At 70.6% G+C, this 21476-nt stretch carries 17 protein-coding genes and 3 pseudogenes; 9 read left to right on the top strand and 11 right to left on the bottom strand.

Features of this window, described 5'->3' with window-relative positions; all coding sequences use genetic code 11:
* Window positions 1-111: 111 nt before the first annotated feature.
* Window positions 112-1809 carry an LCP family protein gene (locus tag OG485_RS02865; RefSeq protein ID WP_328664126.1) on the top strand — a complete coding sequence of 566 codons (1698 nt, stop codon included), beginning with the start codon at window positions 112-114 and terminating at the stop codon, window positions 1807-1809.
* A gap of 32 nt (window positions 1810-1841) precedes the next feature.
* Here the strand turns inward: OG485_RS02865 and thpR are convergent, their stop codons facing one another.
* Entirely contained in the window at window positions 1842-2450 is a 609-nt protein-coding gene (thpR, locus tag OG485_RS02860) for an RNA 2',3'-cyclic phosphodiesterase (protein WP_328664124.1), read from the bottom strand.
* Window positions 2451-2508: 58 nt separating this feature from the next.
* Window positions 2509-3732, bottom strand: coding sequence for a saccharopine dehydrogenase family protein (locus OG485_RS02855; protein WP_328664122.1), 1224 nt, complete (start codon window positions 3730-3732; stop codon window positions 2509-2511).
* 126 nt (window positions 3733-3858) lie between these two features.
* Between OG485_RS02855 and OG485_RS02850 the strand changes: the two genes are divergently transcribed.
* From OG485_RS02850 to OG485_RS02835, 4 genes are all read left to right on the top strand, one after another.
* Window positions 3859-4602, top strand: coding sequence for a TetR/AcrR family transcriptional regulator (locus OG485_RS02850; protein WP_328664120.1), 744 nt, complete (start codon window positions 3859-3861; stop codon window positions 4600-4602).
* A gap of 168 nt (window positions 4603-4770) precedes the next feature.
* On the top strand, window positions 4771-5511 hold the full coding sequence (locus tag OG485_RS02845) for a peptidase E (protein ID WP_328664117.1): 741 nt from the start codon (window positions 4771-4773) through the stop codon (window positions 5509-5511).
* 110 nt (window positions 5512-5621) lie between these two features.
* Window positions 5622-6071, top strand: coding sequence for a hypothetical protein (locus OG485_RS02840; RefSeq protein ID WP_328664115.1), 450 nt, complete (start codon window positions 5622-5624; stop codon window positions 6069-6071).
* Window positions 6058-6597, top strand: a complete 540-nt coding sequence (locus tag OG485_RS02835; protein ID WP_328664113.1) for a YrhB domain-containing protein — start codon at window positions 6058-6060, stop codon at window positions 6595-6597. Before OG485_RS02840 ends, OG485_RS02835 begins: the two co-directional genes overlap by 14 nt.
* A gap of 2 nt (window positions 6598-6599) precedes the next feature.
* On the opposite strand, the gene OG485_RS02830 is transcribed toward OG485_RS02835, so the two are convergent.
* Complete coding sequence (locus tag OG485_RS02830) at window positions 6600-6830, bottom strand: DUF6192 family protein (protein WP_328664111.1); 231 nt, start codon at window positions 6828-6830, stop codon at window positions 6600-6602.
* Window positions 6831-6849: 19 nt separating this feature from the next.
* Window positions 6850-6957: pseudogene (locus OG485_RS02825) on the bottom strand (hypothetical protein); the annotation flags it as partial.
* A 696-nt stretch (window positions 6958-7653) separates the two neighbouring features.
* Between OG485_RS02825 and OG485_RS02820 the strand changes: the two are divergent.
* Window positions 7654-10854: a TIM-barrel domain-containing protein gene (locus OG485_RS02820; RefSeq protein WP_328664109.1), complete on the top strand. Its 3201-nt coding sequence runs from the start codon at window positions 7654-7656 to the stop codon at window positions 10852-10854.
* Between the two features lie 173 nt (window positions 10855-11027).
* Window positions 11028-12152 carry an ABC transporter substrate-binding protein gene (locus OG485_RS02815; protein WP_328664106.1) on the top strand — a complete coding sequence of 375 codons (1125 nt, stop codon included), beginning with the start codon at window positions 11028-11030 and terminating at the stop codon, window positions 12150-12152.
* Window positions 12153-12216: 64 nt separating this feature from the next.
* Here the strand turns inward: OG485_RS02815 and OG485_RS02810 are convergent, their stop codons facing one another.
* Window positions 12217-12540: a VOC family protein gene (locus tag OG485_RS02810; RefSeq protein ID WP_328664104.1), complete on the bottom strand. Its 324-nt coding sequence runs from the start codon at window positions 12538-12540 to the stop codon at window positions 12217-12219.
* A gap of 110 nt (window positions 12541-12650) precedes the next feature.
* Between OG485_RS02810 and OG485_RS02805 the strand changes: the two genes are divergently transcribed.
* Window positions 12651-13166 carry an AMIN-like domain-containing (lipo)protein gene (locus OG485_RS02805; RefSeq protein WP_328664102.1) on the top strand — a complete coding sequence of 172 codons (516 nt, stop codon included), beginning with the start codon at window positions 12651-12653 and terminating at the stop codon, window positions 13164-13166.
* 189 nt (window positions 13167-13355) lie between these two features.
* On the opposite strand, the gene OG485_RS02800 is transcribed toward OG485_RS02805, so the two are convergent.
* From OG485_RS02800 to OG485_RS02785, 4 genes and pseudogenes are all read right to left on the bottom strand, one after another.
* Complete coding sequence (locus OG485_RS02800; RefSeq protein WP_328664101.1) at window positions 13356-14948, bottom strand: alpha/beta fold hydrolase; 1593 nt, start codon at window positions 14946-14948, stop codon at window positions 13356-13358.
* The gene (locus OG485_RS02795; RefSeq protein ID WP_328664099.1) at window positions 14945-16693 is read right to left on the bottom strand and encodes an alpha/beta fold hydrolase; all 1749 of its coding nucleotides are present in this window, start codon (window positions 16691-16693) and stop codon (window positions 14945-14947) included. Before OG485_RS02795 ends, OG485_RS02800 begins: the two co-directional genes overlap by 4 nt.
* 240 nt (window positions 16694-16933) lie before the next feature.
* Window positions 16934-17086: pseudogene (locus OG485_RS02790) on the bottom strand (MFS transporter); the annotation flags it as partial.
* 206 nt (window positions 17087-17292) lie between these two features.
* Complete coding sequence (locus OG485_RS02785) at window positions 17293-18186, bottom strand: LysR family transcriptional regulator (RefSeq protein ID WP_328664098.1); 894 nt, start codon at window positions 18184-18186, stop codon at window positions 17293-17295.
* Window positions 18187-18284: 98 nt separating this feature from the next.
* On the opposite strand from OG485_RS02785, the gene OG485_RS02780 reads away from it, so the two are divergent.
* Window positions 18285-18650 carry a YybH family protein gene (locus OG485_RS02780; protein WP_328664095.1) on the top strand — a complete coding sequence of 122 codons (366 nt, stop codon included), beginning with the start codon at window positions 18285-18287 and terminating at the stop codon, window positions 18648-18650.
* Between the two features lie 183 nt (window positions 18651-18833).
* Here OG485_RS02780 and OG485_RS02775 read toward each other — a convergent pair.
* Together OG485_RS02775 and OG485_RS02770 are read right to left on the bottom strand one after the other, a co-directional pair.
* Window positions 18834-19013 (bottom strand): annotated as a pseudogene (locus OG485_RS02775) (WD40 repeat domain-containing protein); the annotation flags it as partial.
* 192 nt (window positions 19014-19205) lie between these two features.
* Window positions 19206-21299: a hypothetical protein gene (locus tag OG485_RS02770; RefSeq protein WP_328664093.1), complete on the bottom strand. Its 2094-nt coding sequence runs from the start codon at window positions 21297-21299 to the stop codon at window positions 19206-19208.
* Window positions 21300-21476 lie beyond the last annotated feature (177 nt).

The following is a 21476-nucleotide window of genomic DNA, read 5'->3' as shown; positions in this document are numbered from 1 at the left end:
TACGCAACCCGGACAGACGCGCGTTCCATCCGCCCGTAGACCGCAGTTCACGCTCGGCCGTAACTCCTGATGGCCGGAGCCGACGGGCCCGAGTGTTCATGGGAGTGGGAGATGAGCGACCCCTGGGACGGCTCGGGCGGCCAGGCGACACGCAACCGAACATCGCGGATTCCCGGACAAGGTACGTCGCAGCCCGACGGAACCGGCCTTCCGGGCGACCGGTTCGCATCCAGAACGGCCTCCCGTTCGCACGGCGGCAGACGGACGCGCCGGGCCGGGCGCGGCAGGCGAGTACTGAGGACCGCCGGGATATGTGTCGCACTCCTGGTGCTGGGCACGGCGGGCGTCGGCTGGTGGTTCTACGAGCACCTGAACGGCAACATCGACACCCTCCCCCTGGACGGCAAGGGCGGCACGGAGAAGGCGGACGCGTTCGGCCGCACCCCGATCGACATCCTGGTGATGGGCTCGGACGGCAGGACCAGCAAGGCGGACTGCAAACTCGGCGGCGGCTGCGCCCGCACCGGGGTGCAGACCGGCAGCAACGCCGATGTGCAGATGGTGGTGCACGTGTCCGCCGACCGTTCCAACGCCACCGTGATGAGCATTCCGCGTGACACCATGACCCGTGTCCCCGCCTGCAAGGACAGCGAGACCGGAAAGTCGACGGCCGGCTACTACGGCCAGATCAACAGCGCGCTGCAGTACGGCCCGGCCTGCCAGGTGGCGACGGTTCACCAGCTCACCGGCATCCCGATCAGCCACTTCGTCAAACTCGACTTCTCCGGCGTGGTCAAGATGTCCGACGCCGTCGGCGGCGTCTCCGTGTGTGTCAGCGGCGACGTGTACGACACCTACTCGCACCTGAAACTGTCCGGGGGCAGCCACACGCTCAAGGGCGAGGCGGCGCTGCAGTTCGTCCGTTCCCGGCACGGCTTCGGCGACGGCAGCGACCTGGGCCGCACCGTCTCCCAGCACATCTTCCTCAGCGCGATGATCCGCAAGTTCAAGAGCGCGGGCACCCTCACCGACCCCAGCGCCGTGTACCACCTCGCGGACGCCGCCACCAAGGCCCTGACCGTGGACGAAGGCCTGGGCAGCGTGAAGAAGCTCATCGGGCTCGCGTCCGACCTGGACAAGGTTCCGACCAAGCGGATGACCTTCACGACGATGCAGACGGCGCCCGACCCGGCAGACCGCAACCGGGTGGTGGTGGGCGCGGGCGCGAAGAGCCTGTTCGCGACGATCGCCGACGACAAGTCGCTGACCACCGGATCGGGCAAGAAGTCCGCGGCGGCCGCCGCGACCGCGAAGCCCGCCGACACCACCCCGGCCGTACCCGCCTCCGAGGTCGGCGTGACGGTGGAGAACGGCACCGGGATCACCGGCCGCGCCTCCGTGGTCGCGGCCGCTCTCACCGAGAAGGGCTTCAGCCCGAGGACGACCACGGCCAACGCACCGGCCTCGGCCACCACCACGACGCTCACCTACGGCACCGGACAGAAGGGCGAGGCCCTGACGGCCGCCAAGGCCCTGGGGCTGTCCGCCTCGCATCTGAAGCAGGGCACCGGCCCGGGTCTGGTCCTGGTGGTCGGCAGCGACTGGCCCAGCGGCAGCACCTACCCCGGCGGCTCGTCGTCCGCCCCGGCCGACAGCAGGACCGCGGTCGCCGACGCCCACGCCTCCACCGCCGAGGCCAAGAAATGTGCCGACGTCAGCCCTTACAAGACGGTCAGCCTCAATGGAGTCCCCATGACTCCGGCACAGGCCTACGCGGCGGCGCGGAACAAGCCGGACTCCGACGAGTGATCCGGCCCGGGTGAAGCGGCCCGGCCGGCGACTCAGGAACCGGCGGAGCGCCCGTCACCGAGGGGCCACGCCTCGATGTCGCGGTAGTGGATCGGTCCGCTGCTGCGGCCGACGTTGCTGCCGACCAGGTGCAACCGTTCGGCGGGCCACCGGCGACCGGTGAACCCGGCGAGCCCCTGGGCGATCTCGCCCGCCGAGGACCGGTCTCCCCTGCGGGCGCGGGCCAGCGTCAGATGCGGACGGAAGGGCCGTTCCTCGAAGACGACTCCGCAGTCCTTGACGGTGGTACGCACATCCATGGCGAGGGCGTGCAGTTCGTCGAGGTCTCCGTCGATTCCGCTCCACAGCACACGGTCGTCGAAGTGGCCGCCGCCGCGCAGGGCCAGCGAGGGTGACCGGCGGCCCGCCGCGAGGCCGGCGAGCGGCGGACGCAGGAGAGGAACCGTCCCGACCGGCAGTTCCCCCAGGAAAGCCAGGGTGATGTGCCAGTCCTCTATCCGGTTCCACCGCAGGTGAGGGTGTGTGCCGTAGGCGGGGCGCAGTTCCCGGGCCAGTTCTTCCTTCGCGGGGTCGGGCGGGGCGAGGGCGATGAACACCCGAACGGTCGCGGGTCGCGTCTGATCATGCACAGCAGACTTCATACCTCACCTTCCGCGGTGACAGCGCCCTCGCCGTATGCCCTGGGCCACGCCCGGTGCCTCAGAGCTCCTCGCGCAGGCCCCACGGCGAGCCGTACTCGTTGAGCAGGTCGAGGAAGGGGCGGGGCGGCAGAGCCTCCGGGCCGAGGACACCGCTCGCCGACCAGGCTCCGCCCGCGATGAGTTCGAGGGCGATGACAGGATTGACCGCCGTCTGCCACACCACCGCCTGGGACCCGTACTCACGCATCGACCACTGATTGTCGACCACGTGATAGAGGTACACCTCGCGAGCCGAGCCGTCCTTCGTTCCCTTGACCCAGGTGCCCGCACAGGTCTTGCCGGTCATGCGGTCGCCCAGTGTGGCAGGGTCGGGCAGACAGGCGGCGACCACATCGCGCGGGGAGACCTCCACAGGCCCGTTCTCCGAAGGGACGGTGACCTTCCTGGTGGAGTCGAGGCCCAGCTCGTGGAGGGTCTTCAGCTTGGCGATGAAGTCGTCGCCGAGGCCGTACTTGAACGTCACCCGGCGGGCGTCGACCCAGCGGGGGATGAGCAGGACCTCCTCGTGCTCGACGTTGACGCACTCCACCGGACCGATGCCCTCGGGGAAGTCGAAGACCTCGGGTTCGCTGAAGGGGGCGGTGGTGAACCAGCCGCGGTCCTTCTCGTAGACCACCGGGGGATTGAGGCACTCCTCGATGGTCGTCCAGATGCTGAAGGACGGGGCGAAGTCGTAGCCCTCGACCGTCAGGTCGGCGCCGTCGCGGACACCGATCTCCTCGATCTCGTCGAAGAGTTCGTCGGCCGCGTACCGGGCGAAGACGTCCGACAGACCAGGCTCCACGCCCATGCCGACGAGGGCCAGTCGTCCGGAACGCTCCCAGGAATCGGCCTGTTCGAACTGCGCGTCGCCGAGCTTGACTCCGCACTGCTCGTAGGGGTGGGTGGCGTGCGGCGCGGACAGGGACATCGCCATGTCGAGGTAGTGGGTGCCCGCGGCGCGGGCCGCGTTGAACAGCGGCATCACGAACCGCGGATCGGTCGCGTTGAGAAGCGCGTCGCACCTCTCCTCGGTGAGCGCCCGGCGTACCGCGTCCTCGTCGGAGGCGTCCAGGCGCCTCGCGCTGAACCGGTCCCCGCCCTCCTCGACCGCCGCCACGGCCGCCTCGGCGCGTGCGAGATCGTAGTCCGCGACCACCATGTGGGTCACGAAGCCGCGACGGGCCGCGATCCGGGTGACGGCTGTGCCCACGCCGCCCGCGCCCACGAGCAGTACTCGCATGTCACACACCTTTCGTCGCCGGGGACGAATGTCTCCGGGCTGGACAGATGCAACGGGATGCCCTCGGTTAAGGTCAATCATGTTGGCATAAGGGCTGTCGCCGCGCGGTGAGCAGGGAGGGTCGGCATGGCGAAACAGGTGGTGCCGGAGACGGAACGGCGCAGACGCCGGCCGACCCGGCAGGGCACGGTGCTGTCCGAGAAGCTGATCGTGCGGACGGCGTTGCGGATGCTGCGCGAGCACGGCAGCACCGGGCTGACCGCACGCAGGCTCGGCACCGCCCTCGGCGCCGACCCCAGCACCCTCTACCGCTACTTCGCCGGTCTCGACGACCTGACCAGGGCCATCGGCGAGGAGCTGATGGGGCGGGCGCTGGACGTCTGGACGCCCACGGGAGAGTGGCGGGCCGACCTGCGGGCGCTCGGCCAGGCCATTCACGCCTCCTACCTCGCGCATCCCCAGGCCGCCGTGCTGACCGCCAGCCGGGTCACCGGCCGGCCGCGCGAGATCGCGGTGGACGAGACGATCCTCGGCATCCTGCGCGGCGCGGGCTTCCCGGACGTGGACGCGGTCGTCGTCTACCACGCGTTCATCGACCTCACCCTCGCCTTCGCCGCCCTGGACGCCGGGTCACTGGCGCTGACGGACGAGGCCCGCGCGGCGGACGAGGAGATGTGGCAGTCCACGTACGCCGAGCTGCCCGCGGGCACCCACCCGCACATCGCGGCCACGGCACGGCTCCTGGCCGGACGGATGACCCACAGTGCCTACCCCGTCGTCCTCGACACCCTGCTGAACAGCGCGGCCGAGCAACTCGCCTGGGCACGCGCCCGGCGCTACCCCGATCCCGCGAACACCCGAAAACCCTGACGCGGGCTCTTATGCCAACGCCCATGTTTTCGTCAGTGCCTGTTCCCGATCCACTCATGACAGGACTTCACCGGCCGGTTCTGATTTCCCGCTGGCGACCACTGAGTAGGTGCCCTTCAACCTGCGGTGGCCCAGGTTCTTCAGCATCCCATCGATATGATCATGGGCATGACGGCATTGGAACCGACCATCCTCGCGACCTCCGGCGGGCATCGAGTCGGAGGACGAACCAGAGTGATGTTTGATGCCCTGGTGCATCATGCGGTTGACCTCTCCGGCGTGCATGGCCGGCGCCCGCGCATCATGTATGTCGGTACCGCTATCGGGGATGCCGAGCACTTCACGACGCGTATGACCGAGGCCGCGCGAGTAGCGGGGTTCGATCTGACGCCGCTGCACCTGTTCCCCATGCCCAACGTCGAGGATGTCGAGGGCTCGATCCTCGACCACGATGTGGTCTGGGTCATGGGGGGCTCGGTGGTCAATCTGCTGGCGGTGTGGAGAGCACATGGCCTGGACCACATCATGCATCGTGCCTGGCGGGCCGGTGTCGTGCTCAGTGGAGTCAGCGCAGGCTCCATCTGCTGGTTCCAGGGAGGTGCGACCGACTCGTTCGGGCCGGAACTGCGCCCGGTCACGAACGCACTCGGTTTCCTGCCGTATGGCAACGGCGTGCACTACGACTCGGATGAGGGCCGACGTCCGTTGATTCACCAACTTGTGGCGGACGGCACTATGCCTACTGCTCACTGCACGGATGATGGAGTCGGCCTGGTGTACCGCGGAACGGAATTGGTGGAGGCGGTGACGGAAACTCCCGGTAAGGGCGCCTACATAGTCAAAAGCGACGGAGCCAGGGCGGTGGAGGAACGAATAGAACCCCGCATGCTCACCTCATCCGGGCGATAACCAGGTCTTTCACCCGCGGGGCGAGACGATTCGCGTTGAAGTCGTTCCATCTCGGCGGGGGGCCGGAGGCTTCTTGGCCCACTGGCTGGTGCGCGGGCTTTCGGTCGGAGGTGGCGCTGATCGAGGACATGGCCACGGCGGAGCAGTTCGACGTCACCCCCGACGAGGACGAGGCGTTCTGGGCCTGGGCGATCATCCAGCGGCGAGCACCACGGCCCGCAGAGGAATGCCGCGAACCCACCACAAACGAATGGCGCGAGTTCCAAGAGCACTTCCACACCCACAAGTTGGAACTGGGAGACGGCCCACGACCCTACGGAACCCCTTGTCGGCATGAGCACTCGTGTCTGCGCTGCCCGATGGTGCGAGTTTCCCCCAGGCAGCGGCCCCGGCTGATCGAGATCATCCGCAACCTCTCCGAACGCATCGCAGAAGCCCGGACGAACGGCTGGCTCGGCGAAGTCCAAGGGCTCCAAGCCACCCTCCAGCCCATGGCGAGAATGGAAACCGATGGTGGTTCCATCGCACGTGGGAGATGCTGCCTGAATGATCGACCGTGAATTCGCCGTCCAGCTGGTGGAGGCGCAGCTGGAGCGTGAGTCGCCGGGGCAACTGCTTGTGACGCATGCTGAGGAGCACGAACTGGCGTGGATTGTCTCCTACCAGTCCGCGGAGTACGTGCGGACGGGAGACCCCGCTCAGCTGCTGGTAGGCAATGGTCCGTTTCTCGTCGATCGCGTTGACGGCGGGCTGCATTCGATCGGTGTGGTGTCCTCGGTCACCGGGGCGTGGGAAGCGGACTACCGGACCCGCATCCGGAAGATGGCAACACGAACAGCGGTGGACGACCTGCACGACGAGACACGCCAGATGACAGCCACTCGCGGGCGGATCTTCGCTATGCACGTGCTGCGACAGAAGGTTCCGGCGCTTGCTCACGCGGAGGTCATCGAATACGTCAATGCCCTGCAGAGTGGCTCAGCACCGGCCCATCTCGTGGCGATCTCCACCAAGACCCTCATCCCCGAACTGAACCCCGTCCTCGGCGTCCACACCATCCAGACAGGACAAAACGCCACCGGCTGAGCTCAAGCCGCCAGCCGGTAGTCCGGACAGTCGTCCGACATCGCCCTGAACGCGACGTCTGGCCGGCGCAGCAGGCCCGTGGTCACCGTCGCGGCGACAACCTCGTCGCCGGTCAGTTCCTCGACCGCCCGGACCCGGTCTTCCCGGCGGACTTGCGCGACGACCGTGGGCCGCGCTGATCCGGTCCTCCTGGCGGACCTGGGCGACCACGGAGGGACGTCGCAGCAGGTCACCTGTGACGACCGCGGCGACTGCCTCGTCCCTCGCGAGAGTGTGGATCGCGCTGACCTTCCGGAACAGCGAGTCCTTGACCGTGAAACAACTCCTCGACCTTGTCCTGCGGGCCCTGCTCTCGCGCATGGGCTCGATCTCCAAGGCGTAGTCCCCGATCGCGAACTGACCCCGGGTCTGGGCCTCCACGATCTTTCGCAGTTCCGTGACGATCTGCTCGTAACGGTGGGCACTGACGCTGCCGACCCGCGCGTCCGGCCTCAACCGGTCACCGCAGCCTCCGCACACCCGCATTTCGGGCCGCCCGGAATCCTCGGACACGACTGCAGGCTAGAGCTCCGGGCGCCTCGAAAGCCGGGATATGGAACAGGCGCTCACGGGGGAGGAAGGGGTCGGGTTCGGCCATGTCATGGGGCTGAGTCCGGATGCGGTCGGACATATGGACACCGCGCGAGTCGACATGCTCTGATTCCCAGGGTTGATCGCTTCGGGTACGGGCCGGTCTGTTCGAGCACTGGCCGGTCCCTTCGAGCACGGGCCGAAGACCCGTGTCACCTCGCACCGCTGCACTGCCGCACCTTCGGAGGACGCGGCAACTCGACCACTGCCCGCGAGCGGTCGGCAACTCCGGATCTCGACCGGCACAGGGGGATGTGTCCTCCTGCTGAGAGCAGAACGGATGTGTGCATGAAGTCCACGGCAAGGACATCAAAGGTCTCAAAGGCGTCGAAGGCGTCGAAGACAGCAAAGGCGTCGAAGAGGCGACGGCTGAGATGCGTGCGAGGGCGGGCAAGCGTCGCAGCCGTCCTCGTCGTGTCCGCCGCCATGACGCTGACAGGTGCCGACTTACCGTCAGCCGGCGCTGCGCACGCTCGGCGCATCCCGGCCGTCTCCTCGGGGAACGCCCGCTTCGAGATCCTCTCGCCCACCCTGATCCGTACCGAGTACGCGGGCGACCAGAAGTTCACCGACGAACCGACGTTCAACGCGATCGGCCGCGAAGGGTTCGAGCCGGCCGCGTACAGCGCGACGACGTCCAACGGCTGGCTCACCATCGAGACGAGTGCGATGAGCCTGCGCTACAAGGTCGGCTCGGGTCCCTTCGACGCCCAGAACTTCTCCCTGCGGTCGACGGCGGGCGGCACTCCCGTGGCCTCCGCTCCCTGGCAACGTCTGACCTGCGCGCTCGGGACCCTGTGCGAGGCCGAGAGTCTTCGTCTCGACGGGCTCTCCGTCGCCTCCGACCACGGTGGCCACACCGGGAGCGGGTTCGCCGCGGGATTCGAGGGCACAGGCAGCTCGGCATCCGCTGACATCGATGTCAAGGACAGCGGGACGTATCAGTTCGACCTGCGCTACGCCAACTCCCTCGGCGGTGATGGCCAGACCCGCACCCGCACCCTGACGCTCACCGTGGACGGCGGCGCACAGCAGACGATGTCCTTGCCGGTCACGGCGAACTGGGACACCTGGAACACCACTTCGGCGAGCGTCCGGCTCGGCGCGGGCCATCACACCCTCGCCCTGACCCGGGCCGCCTCGGACTCCGGCGATGTCAATGTCGACAGCGTCGCGCTCGTCCGGCCCGGCGACACCTTCCCGCCCGTATCCAGCACCGCGATCATGGACTGCGCGTACGGCGCGAGCTGCGAGGCGGAATCCGGACGCATCGGCGGTGCGGCGGTCGGCGCCACCGATCACAAGGGGTACGCGGGCGGTGGCTTCGTCGGCGACCTCCACCAAGGATCGAGTCTGACGACCCACGTGGTCGGCGTGCCCGCCGACGGCGTCTACACCCTCCGGGTGCGGTACGCCAACGGCGTCGGCGGCGACGGCCTCCACCAGCGGCGCACCGCCTCCGTGTCCGCCGCCGGAGCCGGCGGCACCTTGTCGTTCCCCACGACGAAGGACTGGGACGACTGGCAGACCGCCGCGCTGCCCGTCACCCTCACCGCGGGCACCAACGACATCACCCTCGGCTGTCCCGACGCGGCAAGCTGTCACATCAACGCGGACACCGTCTCGGTGGCCGCCCCCGGTACGGCCGCGCCCCCGCCGCACCTCGCGCTCGGCGGATACCGCCGAGGCCTCGACGGTGTGACCGGCAACGAGAGCTCCGTGCCCACCACGCCCGGCCTGCTCAACCAGGACGGCTGGTACCTCCTCGACGACACGACGTCCGCGGTGTACGACGCCACGGCTCGCAAGACGGCACCCCGCCCCGACCACGGCGGCACGCCCTACCAGGACGGCTACGTCTTCGGCTACGGACACGACTACAAGCGGGGACTCACCGACCTGGCCACACTGACCGGTCCGCCCGCACTGCTGCCGCAATGGGCCTACGGCGTCTGGTACTCGGAGTACATCGACCGCACCGCGGCCGACTACGAGAACACCATCCTCCCGGCGTTCCGCTCCGAAGGCACTCCGCTGGACGTCCTGGTGACCGACACGGACTTCAAAGCCGTGAACACCTGGAGCGGTTGGGAGATGGATCCCGCGAAGTTCCCCGATCCCCAGGGCTTCTTCGACTGGTCGGCTTCGCAGGGGCTGCACAACACGCTCAACGTGCACCCCGGCATCCTCGCCTCCGATCCCCAGTTCGCCCAGGCACAGGCCACGGCCAAGGGCAAGCTGACCAAGGGCGGTTGCGCCTCGGGAGCCGCCGTCGAGAACAACTGCTACACCTTCGACTTCGGCGACCCGGACCAGCTCAAGGCGTACATGGACCTGCACCGGACGATGGACCGGCAGGGGAACGACTTCTGGTGGCTCGACTGGTGCTGCGACGCGTCACGGTCGTCACTGAGGGGCGTCACACCCGACGCGTGGATCAACCAGCAGTACGCCACTGCCAGTTCCGCGAACCTCGGCCGCGGATTCGTACTCTCCCGGGCCTACGGCTCGTTGCAGGCGGCCGGTTACAGCGGCCAGCGGGGGCTGCCGACCGGGCCGTGGGCCGACAAGCGCAGCACCGTCCACTTCACCGGTGACACCTCCTCGACCTGGGGCGCGTTGAAGCTGGAGGTCGGCTACACCCCCGGGGAGTCCGCCGCGACCGGCATGGCGGCCGTCACCCACGACATCGGCGGGCACAACGACACGACAGGGCTCACCGGTTCGGAGAAGTACACCGAGGGCGGGCAGAGCCGCACCACGCGCAGACTGCCCGACGACCTGTACGCCCGCTGGGTCCAGTTCGGCGCGTTCCAGCCCATCGACCGGCTGCACAGCAATCACAGCGACCGGCTGCCCTGGCAGTACGGGACCGCGGCGCGGCAGTCGGCCGACAAGTTCCTCAATCTCCGAGAGAACCTGGTGCCTTACACCTACACGCTCGCCGAGGAGGCGAACCGAACCGGCGTGCCCATCGTCCGCCCCACCTACCTGGAGTATCCCGACGAGCCCCAGGCGTACGCTGCCGCCGACAGCGAGTACTTCTACGGTTCCGACATCCTCGTCGCCCCTGTGACCACGCCGGGCACCTCCGCCACCACTTCGGTATGGTTCCCGCCCGGACGGTGGACCGACTACTTCACGGGTGAGACGTACACCGGCGGGGGCATCCAGGACGTCACCACAGGCCTGGACTCGATGCCGGTCTTCATCAAGGCGGGCGGCATCCTGCCCACGCGCACCCACGACGTGACCGGCGATGACGGGAATCCGCTGACCGACGTCACGCTCAGCGTCGCCGCGGGCCGGCCGGGATCGTTGCGCCTCTACGAGGACGACGGGGTCACCGCCCCCAAGGGCAGGAGCGCCACGACGACGATCCGGTACCGGCAGAAGGGAGAGCGTCACACGGTGTCGATCGGTCCGGCGCGGGGCTCCTTCACCGGCCAGGTGCGGACCCGCCGGTGGACGATCGCCCTCATGGCGGCGCACGCGCCCACCAAGGTCTCGGCGACCGGTGTGCACCTGTCCCCGCAGGCGTACCACTGGGACGACACCTCGAAGGTGCTGACCATCACGCTCCCGCGCCGCAGCGTGCGTGCCCCGATCACCGTCACCTTTCAGTAGGGGGTGCGAGTAACCTCCTGGAGTGATCCGGGTTCCGGCCATGGAGCGGCGGCACATCGCTCCGTGGCCGGCCGCCTCCGAGGGTCCGGCCTCGCTCCGCAGGGCGGGCCCTCTTCGACGGCCCGCCCTGACGCCGATGAAGTGCCGCACAGGTTCACGGGGGACACCGACGCATGAAGACGCCACCATCGCCGCCCGTGTCGCCGTCCGCGGAGACGCCGACCGACGGATCATCCGTCCGGATCGGTGCTCTCGTACCGCTGACCCGGCCCGGCTGGGCCGAGGCGGGCCGGCACCTGCTCACCGGACTCGAGCTGGCCGTTCACGAAGTCAATGACACCGGCGGCATGGCCGGGAGACCCCTCGAACTGCTGGTCCGCGACACCGCGGCCGATCCGCAGAAGGCCGCGGCGGCCGTGGACGAACTGGCCGGGCTGGGCGTGGCCGCCCTGGCGGGGGAGTACCACAGCGTCGTCGCCCGGGCCGCTGCCGCCAGGGCCGACGCACTCGGTGTGCCGTTCCTCTGCTCGTCGGCTGTGCTCGACACGCTGACCGAGCGGCCGACGCCCTGGGTCGCGCGCCTCGCCCCGGCGCAGTCCCACGGCTGGACGATCTACGCGGACTTTCTCCTCGGCGCGGGCCACACCCGTATCGCCGTGGCGACCGAACCGAGTGTCTACTGGGCCTCCGGGACCGGCATCCTGCGGAACCACTTCGCCGCACGCGGTGGTTCCGTCCTCGAACTCGACATGCGCGCACTGACGCCCGCGGCCGTGTGCGACGAACTCGTCCGCCGTCGCGCGACGGCGCTGCTTCTCCTGGTCGGCCATCCGGAACCCGCGGTGTCGATCGTCGCGTCGGTCCGCCGCGACCGGCGCCTGCCCGGGATCACGATCGGTGCTCCGGCCGGGCAGCCGGAGTTCGCCGAATGGTTCACGTCGGCCGGCGACGACGGCGCCGCCGTCCCGTTCCTGCGCTACCTTCCGGAGCGCCTGAGCCCCCTCGGCGCGCGCGTCGAAACGGCCCTGCGTGAGCGGCTGGGCCAGGCGCCCTCCTTCGTCGCCTTCGAGGGCTACGACACGGTCACCGTCCTCGCCGACGTGCTGCGATCCCAGGGCGCGGACCGGGCACGCATCGCCGGGGCCTGGCCGGGCGTCGACGTCGAGGGGACCCGCGGGCGGATCAGGTTCTCCCGGGTTCCGGGCATCAGCGTCTGGCAGTGGTCATGGGCACCGGTCCAGGTCGTCGAGCGCGTACGGGCGGAACCCGGTCGCTTCCGGATCCTTCACTCCGGATGAGGGGCCCAGGGTGCTCGACGGGGCGCGACCGCCGCGCCGGGCATCCTGGCGGGGCCGGAACGGATCAGGCCGCGGGAGCCCCGGCGATGTTGACCATCCACTCGATGCCGAACCGGTCCGTGCACATGCCGAAGGTGTCGCCCCACATCTGCTTCTCCAGGGCGACCGCCACCTTGCCGCCGGCGGACAGCTTGGCCCAGTAGCCGCTCAGCTCCCCGGCGTCGTCGCCGCTCAGATTCCTCAGGGGCCTGGGCGTGCGAGGCGCGCACCCGGGCCCGGGGAGGAGGGGAACGCGTTCGCAGGGCCCCGCTCCCTGTGGGGTGCCCGCCTCGCCAGGGCCGTGCTCGCGGCCTTGCACGCGGCCGCCGGGGAGGCTTGATCCGGCCACTGGCGCGAACGTGACACAACAAGTCTCCGGCAGTGCAACCATTCGTACCCCGAGCATGTCTTCCCTAGTGAAATAGTCTGTCCCCTTCACCAGGAGCAACTGGGGGCGTCATGCATCACCACCCATCCCGCGCAGCCGTAGTCGCCGGCGTTGTTCTCACCGCCGTCGGCGCCACGATCCCTGCCTCCGCGGTCACCCAGCCGAAGGCAGCCGCGACGCCTTCGTCCCCCGCGCGCATCGTCAACGCCCGGTGGGCCGGGCACTGCACCTACGACCGGCTCGTCATAGACGTCCAGGGTGGCACCCCGTCCGTCGCCGTGAGCCGGGTCAGCACACTCCGCTACGACCCTTCAGGTAAGAAGGTCCCGCTCGCGGGCAACTACTTCCTGTCGATCAGGCTGTCCCCCGCGGTCGCTCACGACAACGCGGGCAAGTCTGTGTACAAGGGCCCCCGACTGGTGAAGATCCCGTTGTACAAGCTGAAGGGTCTGGCCCTGACCGGGGACTTCGAAGGGGTCGTCTCCTTCGGAACCGCGTTCCAGACCAAGCCCGCGTACAAGGTGTTCAAGCTGCACAGTCCGGAGCGTGTGGTCCTGGACTTCAACCACACCAACCGGTGCGGCTGACTGCCGGACCGTCGGCCGAGAGTGCCGCTGAGTGTTCGCACGGCGGGCCCGGACCCCTTTGCCGGGGTCCGGGCCCGCCGTGCTGCAGTGCCCCGGAGCCGCGGGCTCGGACGCCGAGAAGGGGCGGGCGAGCGCCGCGTCCTCGGCTGCTCGCCCGCCCCGGTCTCCCCGGATCCGATGGGTAGCGCTCTACGGCGCGATCTCGAACCGCGGGGGCTGAAGACCCGCGAGGCAGGACTTGTCCGGTGCCGTCGGCGTGTCGAAGAACGACCGGGTGATCGTCTGCGCGCAGGGTGATTCGGCGAACGCGACGTGGGCGACGTACGGGACCTTGACAGTGGTGGAGCGGCTCAGCGTGCGCGCCACGTAGGGCCCGTTGCTCGGCGCGGTCTGCGCGTCGAAGCCGGCCGACATGACCAGGGTGGGGATGTCACTGCGTACGACGCTGCGGACGGCACGCGGTTGTGCGGGGACGTTCCAGGCGCGGCAGTCGTCGTGGAGGAAGGCGAGCTGCGGCGCGTTGGCGAGGACGGAGCGGGGGAACGTGGGGAACACGCGCCGGCCCGCCCGGATCACCTCGGCCTGGGTCTCGTACGGTGTCCACTCGCCGCAGAAGACTCCGTAGGCGAGCCCGTGCGCGACCCGGCCGACGGCCTGCGGGCTGAGCTTGCCCCCGGCCCACTGCTCGGCGATGCGCTGCGGGTTGCCGTGCGCCAACTCGTCGATGGAGCGGGGCACTCCGGGCGCCAGGTGGGTCGCGGAGGTCAGCCAGGTCACCAGCGTGCCGCCGTCGATGACGACCTTCACCGGTCCGGGCTGTCCGGGGACGGTGACGTGGGTGGTGACCGGATGGGCTTCGAGCTTGCTCACCAGGCCCTGGAAGGTCCTCGACAGATGGGGATAGCGCTGGTTGCACGCGGGCTGCTGCGCGCAGGCCGCGAACAGGCCGTCGAAGCCCTCGCGCGCGGCCTTCCAGGTCACCGCGCCCCCGGCCAGGGAGGGCGGCAGCACGCCGTCGATGCCGACGGACCGGACGCCCTGCGGGTGCGTGCGCATGTACGTCAGGGCCAGGTCGGTGCCGTACGAGATGCCGAACACGTTCCAGAGTCCGATGCCCAGGGCGACGCGCAGGTCGGCGTAGTCGGCGGCGCTCTCGGTGGTGTTGTAGGCGCCGAGGTCCTTGGTGCGCCGCACCAGTTGGTCGCGGCAGGCCCGCGTCGCCTGGACGTGCAGACGTCCGGTGGAGGGGGCGTCGTAGACCAGTCCGACGGCACGGGCGTTGAACTCGTCGATGTTCGGACAGGTGAGCACCGGGTCGGCGGAGTAGGTCCCGCGCTGGGACATGAAGATGACGTCCCGGTCGTGGTTCAGGCCGCCGTCGACCGCCAGTTGGGCCTCGGAGACGGCGTCGTCGCCGGGACCGCCGGCCAGCCACACGATCGGGTCGGACGCGTGTCTGCGGGTGGCGGCCAGCACGATGGCGACGGAGAGGGTGATCTTCCGCCCCCGGGGGCGGGAGCGGTTCTCGGGCACGGTGAGCGTGCCGCAGTTCGCCCCGGCCAGAGCGGGGACGGGGTCCGCGGTCCGTGGACAGGGGCCCGGTACGAAGCGGGAGTGGCCGGCCGTCCGGGCGACCGTGCCCGGAGTCGTCGTGGTCCCGGGCTCGGCCTCGGCGGGGGAGGCGGCGAGACCGGCGACCAGGAGGCCGGCCGTGGCCCCCGCCAGCGCGGCGGGGAGCCGTCGCGCGGTGCTGGGACGCCGGGGCGGACGGATGGACATCATGACTTCTCCAGAGCGGGGACGATGGTGAACGGTTTCGGCGTCAGGCCCGCGACACAGCGGGTGTCGGGCGGGGTGGGACGCGTGAGGAACGAGGTCAGGACGCTCGCCGCGCACGGCGACTGGGGGACCACCCAGTGGCCGATTCCGGGAATCCGCACGGTGGTCGAGCGGTACAGGGTGCGGGCCGCGTACGCGCCCCAGCGGGCCCCCGTCTTGGCGTCGAACGTTCCTGAGAGCACGAGCGCCGGCACGTTGCTGACGGTCGTCACCCGCTGGACCGGCGTGCGGTCCGGGACGTTCCAGACGCGGCACGCCTCGTGCTGGAAGGGCAGCTGGGGTGCCTGGGCCAGCACCGAGTCGGGCCACCCGGGGAAGGCCCGGCGGCCGGCCGCGAGCAGGTCGGCCTGCGAATAGCCCGGCACCCACTCGCTGCAGGCCACGGACTGTGTGAGCCCGTGCGCGAACTCGCCGATGACGGGTGTGGCGCCGGCGGCGCGGGCCCGGGCGAAGCGCTCCGGATCGCCGTGGGCGAGTTCGTCGAGCGCCGCGGGTACGTCGACTGCCGGGACGGCGTTGGCGACGAGCAGATTGACGAGCGCGCCCCCGTCGAGGACGATCTTGACCGGCGCACCTCCCGCCGGAGGCTGTGCCGTCACCGTCAGAGGGTGTGCCTCGAGCCGCCGGACCTGCTGGCTCAACGTGCGCGAGAGGTTCGGGTAGCGGTTCCTGCACGCCGGCTGGGCCGCGCAGGCGGCGAAGATCGTGTTGATGCCTTCCTGGGCGCTGTCCCAGGTCCACGGCAGACTGACGATCCGGGGAGGTGCCACCGAGTCGATCGCCACCGAACGGATGCCCTGAGGGTGGCGGCGGAGGTAGGTGAGCCCGAGGTCGGTGCCGTAGGAGTATCCGTAGACGTTCCACCGGCGGATCCCGAGCGCCTTGCGCAGGTCGTCGAAGTCGGCGGCGTTCTCGGTGGTGTTGTAGGCGCTCAGGTCGACGCCTTCGCCCGCGAGGCGGTCCCGGCACTGTTTGGTCGCGCGCACCAGGCGCCGTCCGGTCGATGCCGCGTCGTAGCGCAGCCCGACGGACTCCGCGTAGAAGCGGTCGATCTCCGGGCAGGCGAGGTTCGGCTGCGCGTAGAGCGTCCCGCGCTGGGTCATGACGATCAGATCGCGGTCCTGGTTCACGCCCGCGCCGATCACGAACTGCATGTCGTCGAACGCGTCACCCCCGGGACCGCCGGCCATGAACACGACCGGATCCGCGGACGGCTTCGCCGAGACGGCCGGGATGATCGCGACGGCCAGCCGGACCGTCCGCCCGCCGGGACGGGCGCGGTTCTCGGGAACCTCCAGGAACCCGCACCGTCCCGGGACCGGCTCGGGCGTCTCAGGGCAGGGGCCGGGTACGAATCGTGCGGGGGCCCCGGGCCGCGGTCCGCTCTCGGACGCTGGCACGGCGTGGCCAGGTGTCGGGGCCAGGACACCGAGGAGGGCCACGCCCGCCGTGACGACAGCCAGCCTGGTGCGTGCGTGCCGGGAGCGCCGCCGCGTGGACCGGTACGGTGTCCGCACCGGTTCGGCCCCGGAGCCGCCGCGATGGACGTCGCCCTTGAGACGGACACCGCGACCGCCGGCCCCGCTCCCGCCGTTCCAGCTGCTGCCGCCGTCTCCGCTGTTCCGGAGCTCGCCGCCCGCCCCGCCAACGGTGGGCGGACAGCCCGTTCTGATGCCCTGTTCCCTCATGCGATCCCGTTTCTCCGACGTCCCCGGCCACGCCGATGCCGCGACGCCGGCGCAGGGCTCCGCCCGCCACCGCCTGCTGCGGTCGGGCACCACGTGGGCCAGCCTGGACGCGTGGCCAGAGGCCCACCACTCATGGGATCCACTCGGAGCAGTCCTTGATCGGGGGCGCGTTCGCGGGCGCGCGGCCGCGACGGAGCCCCCGCTCGCGGCGGAGACGCTGGTCGACGGCGGCTTCAGCGGGTCCTTCTCGGTGACCACGGCACCGGCACCGGCAGCGAGGAGCGTCGCGGCGGAGAGACCGCCCCGGAGGGCGGCGGGACCGCGGGGCGCGAGCGCGGTGATGGCCGCGGGGGAGACGGCGAGGCCGAACCCCGTGGAGAGCTGGAAGCGGGCACGGGTGTGCCGACAGCTTCGACACCGTCACCCTGTACCGGAGCAGAAGGGGGCGCAACAGGCCGGTGCCCAGAGCGTCCACGGCCAGGGCGACGGTACGGCGGGGGCCTCCTGAAGCGCGGACGAACGCGCGCTACCGGGTTTTGCGCGCCCAGGGGGCCTGGCTGCCCGTCCGGCGTCCGGGCCTCACGCCCGTTCACCGCGGGTCATGAGGGTCCGGGAAAGCCCGTGAACGCCTTCCGGCAGCGCATCACCAACTCGCGGATCGGCGGATTGTGCGCGTTTTTCCAGATCAGGGCGAGCAACGCCGGCGCCCGGACATCGGCGATCGTGCGGCCCACGAGCCGGTCGCTGTGGTTCTCGGCCATCGAGGCGCTGAGGACGGCGACGCCGAGCCCGCGGGCGGCGAGGCCGGCGATGGCGTCCGCGGCGCTGGCTTGCAGCGCGATCGTGGGCCGGAGGTTCTGTGCGGCGCAAGCCTGGTCGAACACCGCGCGCAGGCCGGTGCCCGGCGGCATGCACACGATCGGGTAAGGCATCAGGTCGCGCAGGGCGACGCGCCGTCGCCTCTCCAAGGGGTGTCCGGCCGGGACCGCCGCGGTGAGCCGTTCACTGATGACGGTCAGCGAGTCCAGCCCGTCGGGGGCGGCGTTCGCGGCGCCGACGAGCGCCAGGTCGACGGTGCCGTCACGCACTCCGTCGACGAGCCTGTCGGAGCCGTCCTCCAGCAACGAGATCTCCACACCGGGATGTGCCGCGTGGAACGCGGCGAGGGCGTCGAACAGCGGGGCGAGGGTGCAGCCGATGACCATCCCGACGGTGAGCCGGCCCCGGACCAGGCCGGTCACCTCGCCCACCGCCTGACCGACCGCCCCGGCCGCGGCGAGTGCGGCACGGGCGTGGTCCAGTGCCGCGACCCCCGCGACGGTGAGGGTCACGGTGCGGGCCGACCGGTCGAACAACTCGGCACCGAGTTCCCGTTCGAGCTGCCGGATCTGGGCGCTGACGCCGGACTGGCTGATGTGCACCCGCTCGGCGGCGCGGGTGAAGTTCCGCTCCTCGGCGACCGCGACGAAGTACTCCAGCTGCCTCAGGTCCATGACTGCTGATTCTAGTTCGCAGAAGATCCATCTGTTGGACTTCTGGAAGGCGGACGACCACGCTGGGAAGTGCCGGAGCCCAGCCCCAGGAGGAACCCATGCCGGAGTACGAGAAGGCCGTGCGACCCGAGGACATCACCCGCTTGTTCGTCGAGCGGTCCAACGCCGGTGACGCCGCCGGGGTCGCCGCGCTCTACGAAGAGGACGCGGTGATGGCCTTCCCGCCCGGCGAGCTGACGGTCGGGCGGGAGGCGATCCGCGCGCTGTGGGAGAAGGTGCTGGCCGCCGCTCCCCGCTTCGAGCCGGAACCGCCCCTGCCGACGCTGGTCAGCGGCGACATCGCTCTCACCTCGACCCCGCCGAAGGACGGGGCGGGCGCCCGGGCGCAGGTCGTCCGCCGCCAGCCCGACGGAAGCTGGCTGCGCCTGCTGGACCAGCCCGAGTTCACCCCGCCCGCCCGCTGACCCCGGAGCGGTCACCGGGTGCGGGTGCGGCCGGGCGGGTACTGCGGGCACAGGCGCCTGTAGGGCGTGTCTCCGGCGTGTCGTTTCCATTCCTGGTGCGTGAGGTTGCGGCCCGCCCTGCGGCACAGTTCGTCGGCCCATTGCCGGGGTACGGGGATGATCCTGGCGGCCCTGTCCCAGGGGGGCGGTGGCCAGGAGCGTGCCGTCCGGGCTGAACGCCACCGAGGTGACCCAGCCGGCCGTGGCACCGAGGGCGGTCGCGAGGTGTCCGTCCCGTACGTCGAAGAGGAGTGCCGGTGCGGTACGGTCCCGGCTCCCGATCGCGACCGTGCCGCCGTCCGGACTGAACGCCAGCGTCGTCACGGGGCGTCCTGCCGTGCGAGGGTGCGGACGGCGGAGTGGGCCGCGATGTCCCACACAACGGAACGAACGACCGGGTGAACGAGGACGCGGAATCCGATAAGCGCCGCGGCCAGGACGACGGCCCCACCACTCTGCGCCTCGGCCGCACGGCCCTGTTCCTGCTCGCGGCCGCCGCCCCCGGGCAGGAGTCCGTCAACGCAACGGCGTGGCCTCGCCCTGGCCGACGGTGTGACGGTCGAACCAGGCCTGGGCCGCCGCGCGTTCGGCCTGGGTCGGCTTCGGGTTCAGCTGGTCCGGGTTGCGGATCAGGAAGTGCTCGCGGGCGGCTTGCAGTCCGATGGCGCGGGCCTCCGGCGACAGGCCGGGGTGGTCGGCGACGTCCATGGCTCGCTGCCACCAGCTCCGGCTGTGAGGGCTGATGGAGTAGTGCCACAGCGGCTGTTCGGGGTCGGCCACACCGATCAGCACCCGGCGCAGGACGTGACCGTTGACGCCCGGGGTGCCGAGCAGCCGGTCGGCCACGAGCAGCGGATGCTCCCCGTCGAGGCGGGCCCGGACCAGGACCCAGGTCATCAGCTGGCCCACGTCGTGGGAGGGTGAGGTGACGAAGTCCCACAGCTCGGCGGCCTTGGCCTCGTCGGGGGCGCCGAGGCGGGTGAGGAGCCGCACCTTGTCCTTCCACACCGGCCGGGCTCCGTTCCACCAGGTGACCAGCTTTCCCGCGGCCGGATGGTCCAGGTCGAGGGCGAGGCAGGTCAAGGTGACGAGCGGATGGCGCCACTCGGTGTACGTGGTCCGGTACGTCCTGGTGAGGTCCTTGAGCCGACGCGGCAGCAGCGCCTCGACATCGGCCTCCGTGGCCCTGCCGTGGGCGAGGAGGAGTTCGAGGCAGAAGCCGAGTCCCTGCAGACCGGTGGCCGGGTCGGCCACCCGCTCCCGCAACCAGCGCACATCGGTGTCGGTGAGCGTCCGGTACCGGTGCCACACGCGGCTCAGCGCCCCCTCGGAGGCGGTGAGATCGGTGCCGGTGCCGGACAGAAGCCCGTCCCGGACGGCCTCGTAGCGCGCCAGGGCGGCCAGCACCTCGGAGGTGTCCGTGCCGACGAGCACGGAACCGCCGGGCCGGAGCGCCTCCTCCCGTACGAGATCCACCTGGTCACGGGCTGCGCCCGCCGCGAGGACGCGCAGGGCGTGGGGCAGCCGTTCATCGGTGCCGAAGCGGACCGCCGCGAGCGCCGCGTAGGACAGGCCGGCGCGGTGGTCCGCCCCAGTCTCCCGGCGCCAGTCGGCCGTGACGGCCCCGATCAGCGCGTCGTACAACCCGCGCAGCGAAGTCTCCGGGGCGACGGACACGGCGAGTTCGGCCGCGAGGCCGGCCGCGGCCCGTACCGCGTCGGGCTCACGGAGTGACCGGTGCAGCGCCAGCCAGGAGTGGACCGAAGCGCGGTCGCCCGCGAGCGAGCACTCCCGCACCACGGCCAAGCCCCGCTCGGACGGCACCTGCCGCAGGACACCGGACGCTCCGGCGCCGAGGTCGGCGACCAGCTCCCACGCCTCCGCACGGCCGTGGCGCAGCAGCGCGTGGAGCAGTTCCCGCCAGGCACGCCACTCCGTCGGCGGCCCTTCACGCTCCAGCCGCCAGGCGGTCAGCAGCCGATCCGTCTCGTCGGGTGTGAGTTCCTCCCGCCGCTCCAGCGAGACCACGAACCGCGTCGCGGCGGAGAGGTCCAGGGGGTCGCGCAGCCGTTCGTGGAGCCACGCGGCCTCGGCCGGTGACAGCGGCCGGTACCGGAGGGAGGGACCGCTGCGGTCCACCGGCTCGTCGAGCACCGCGAGGAACTGGCGCACGCCGTCGGGGTCTCCGGGGTCGGGCAGGCCCGCCTCGTCCCGGGGGGTGATCCGGTCCAGCCGGAAGGCGCTCTTCGGCCCGCCGTCGACGACCCGGAAACCGGTCGGCCCCTCGCCGAGGCCGGCGGCGACGGCGGCGTGATCGCCGCCCCAGTGCAACAGCAGCTCGCCCGTCAGGGAGCCGGAGCGGTCGAAGGCATGCCGGTGGGACTGCCAGTGCCAGTACGCGAAGGAGGCGGGGCCGCTGAACCCCCTCGCCTCGAGGAGTTCCGCCGCGTCACCATGGCCGTCGGACTGGGTGTAGCGGGCCCGGTTCGGCGGCGGCAGCACGAAAAACCCGTCCCCCTCGAGCTCCCGCCACCAGGCCTTGATCGTGCCGAGGTCCGAGCGTCGCCGCGTCGTACGCTGCCCGGGCGGGGCGGTATCGGGGCTGGTCACGTACTGCTCCCTGGGTCTTCGGGATCCGTCCCGGACGAATCCTCCGTCCGGGACTCACCCTGTCACAGGGCTCTGACATCCCCGTCCGCGCCCGGTACCGGTCTGCCACCTCTCAACGCGTATGCCAGCTTCAAGCGTTCCGCCGGTCCTTGCCTTCCGTGTCCTCATCCTCCGCTT

It is taken from the genome of Streptomyces sp. NBC_00328 (assembly GCF_036139655.1).
In the GTDB taxonomy this organism is placed as follows: Bacteria; Actinomycetota; Actinomycetes; order Streptomycetales; family Streptomycetaceae; genus Streptomyces.
Note: the sequence above shows the minus strand (reverse complement) of the source record. Positions and strands in the feature narration are given on the sequence as shown.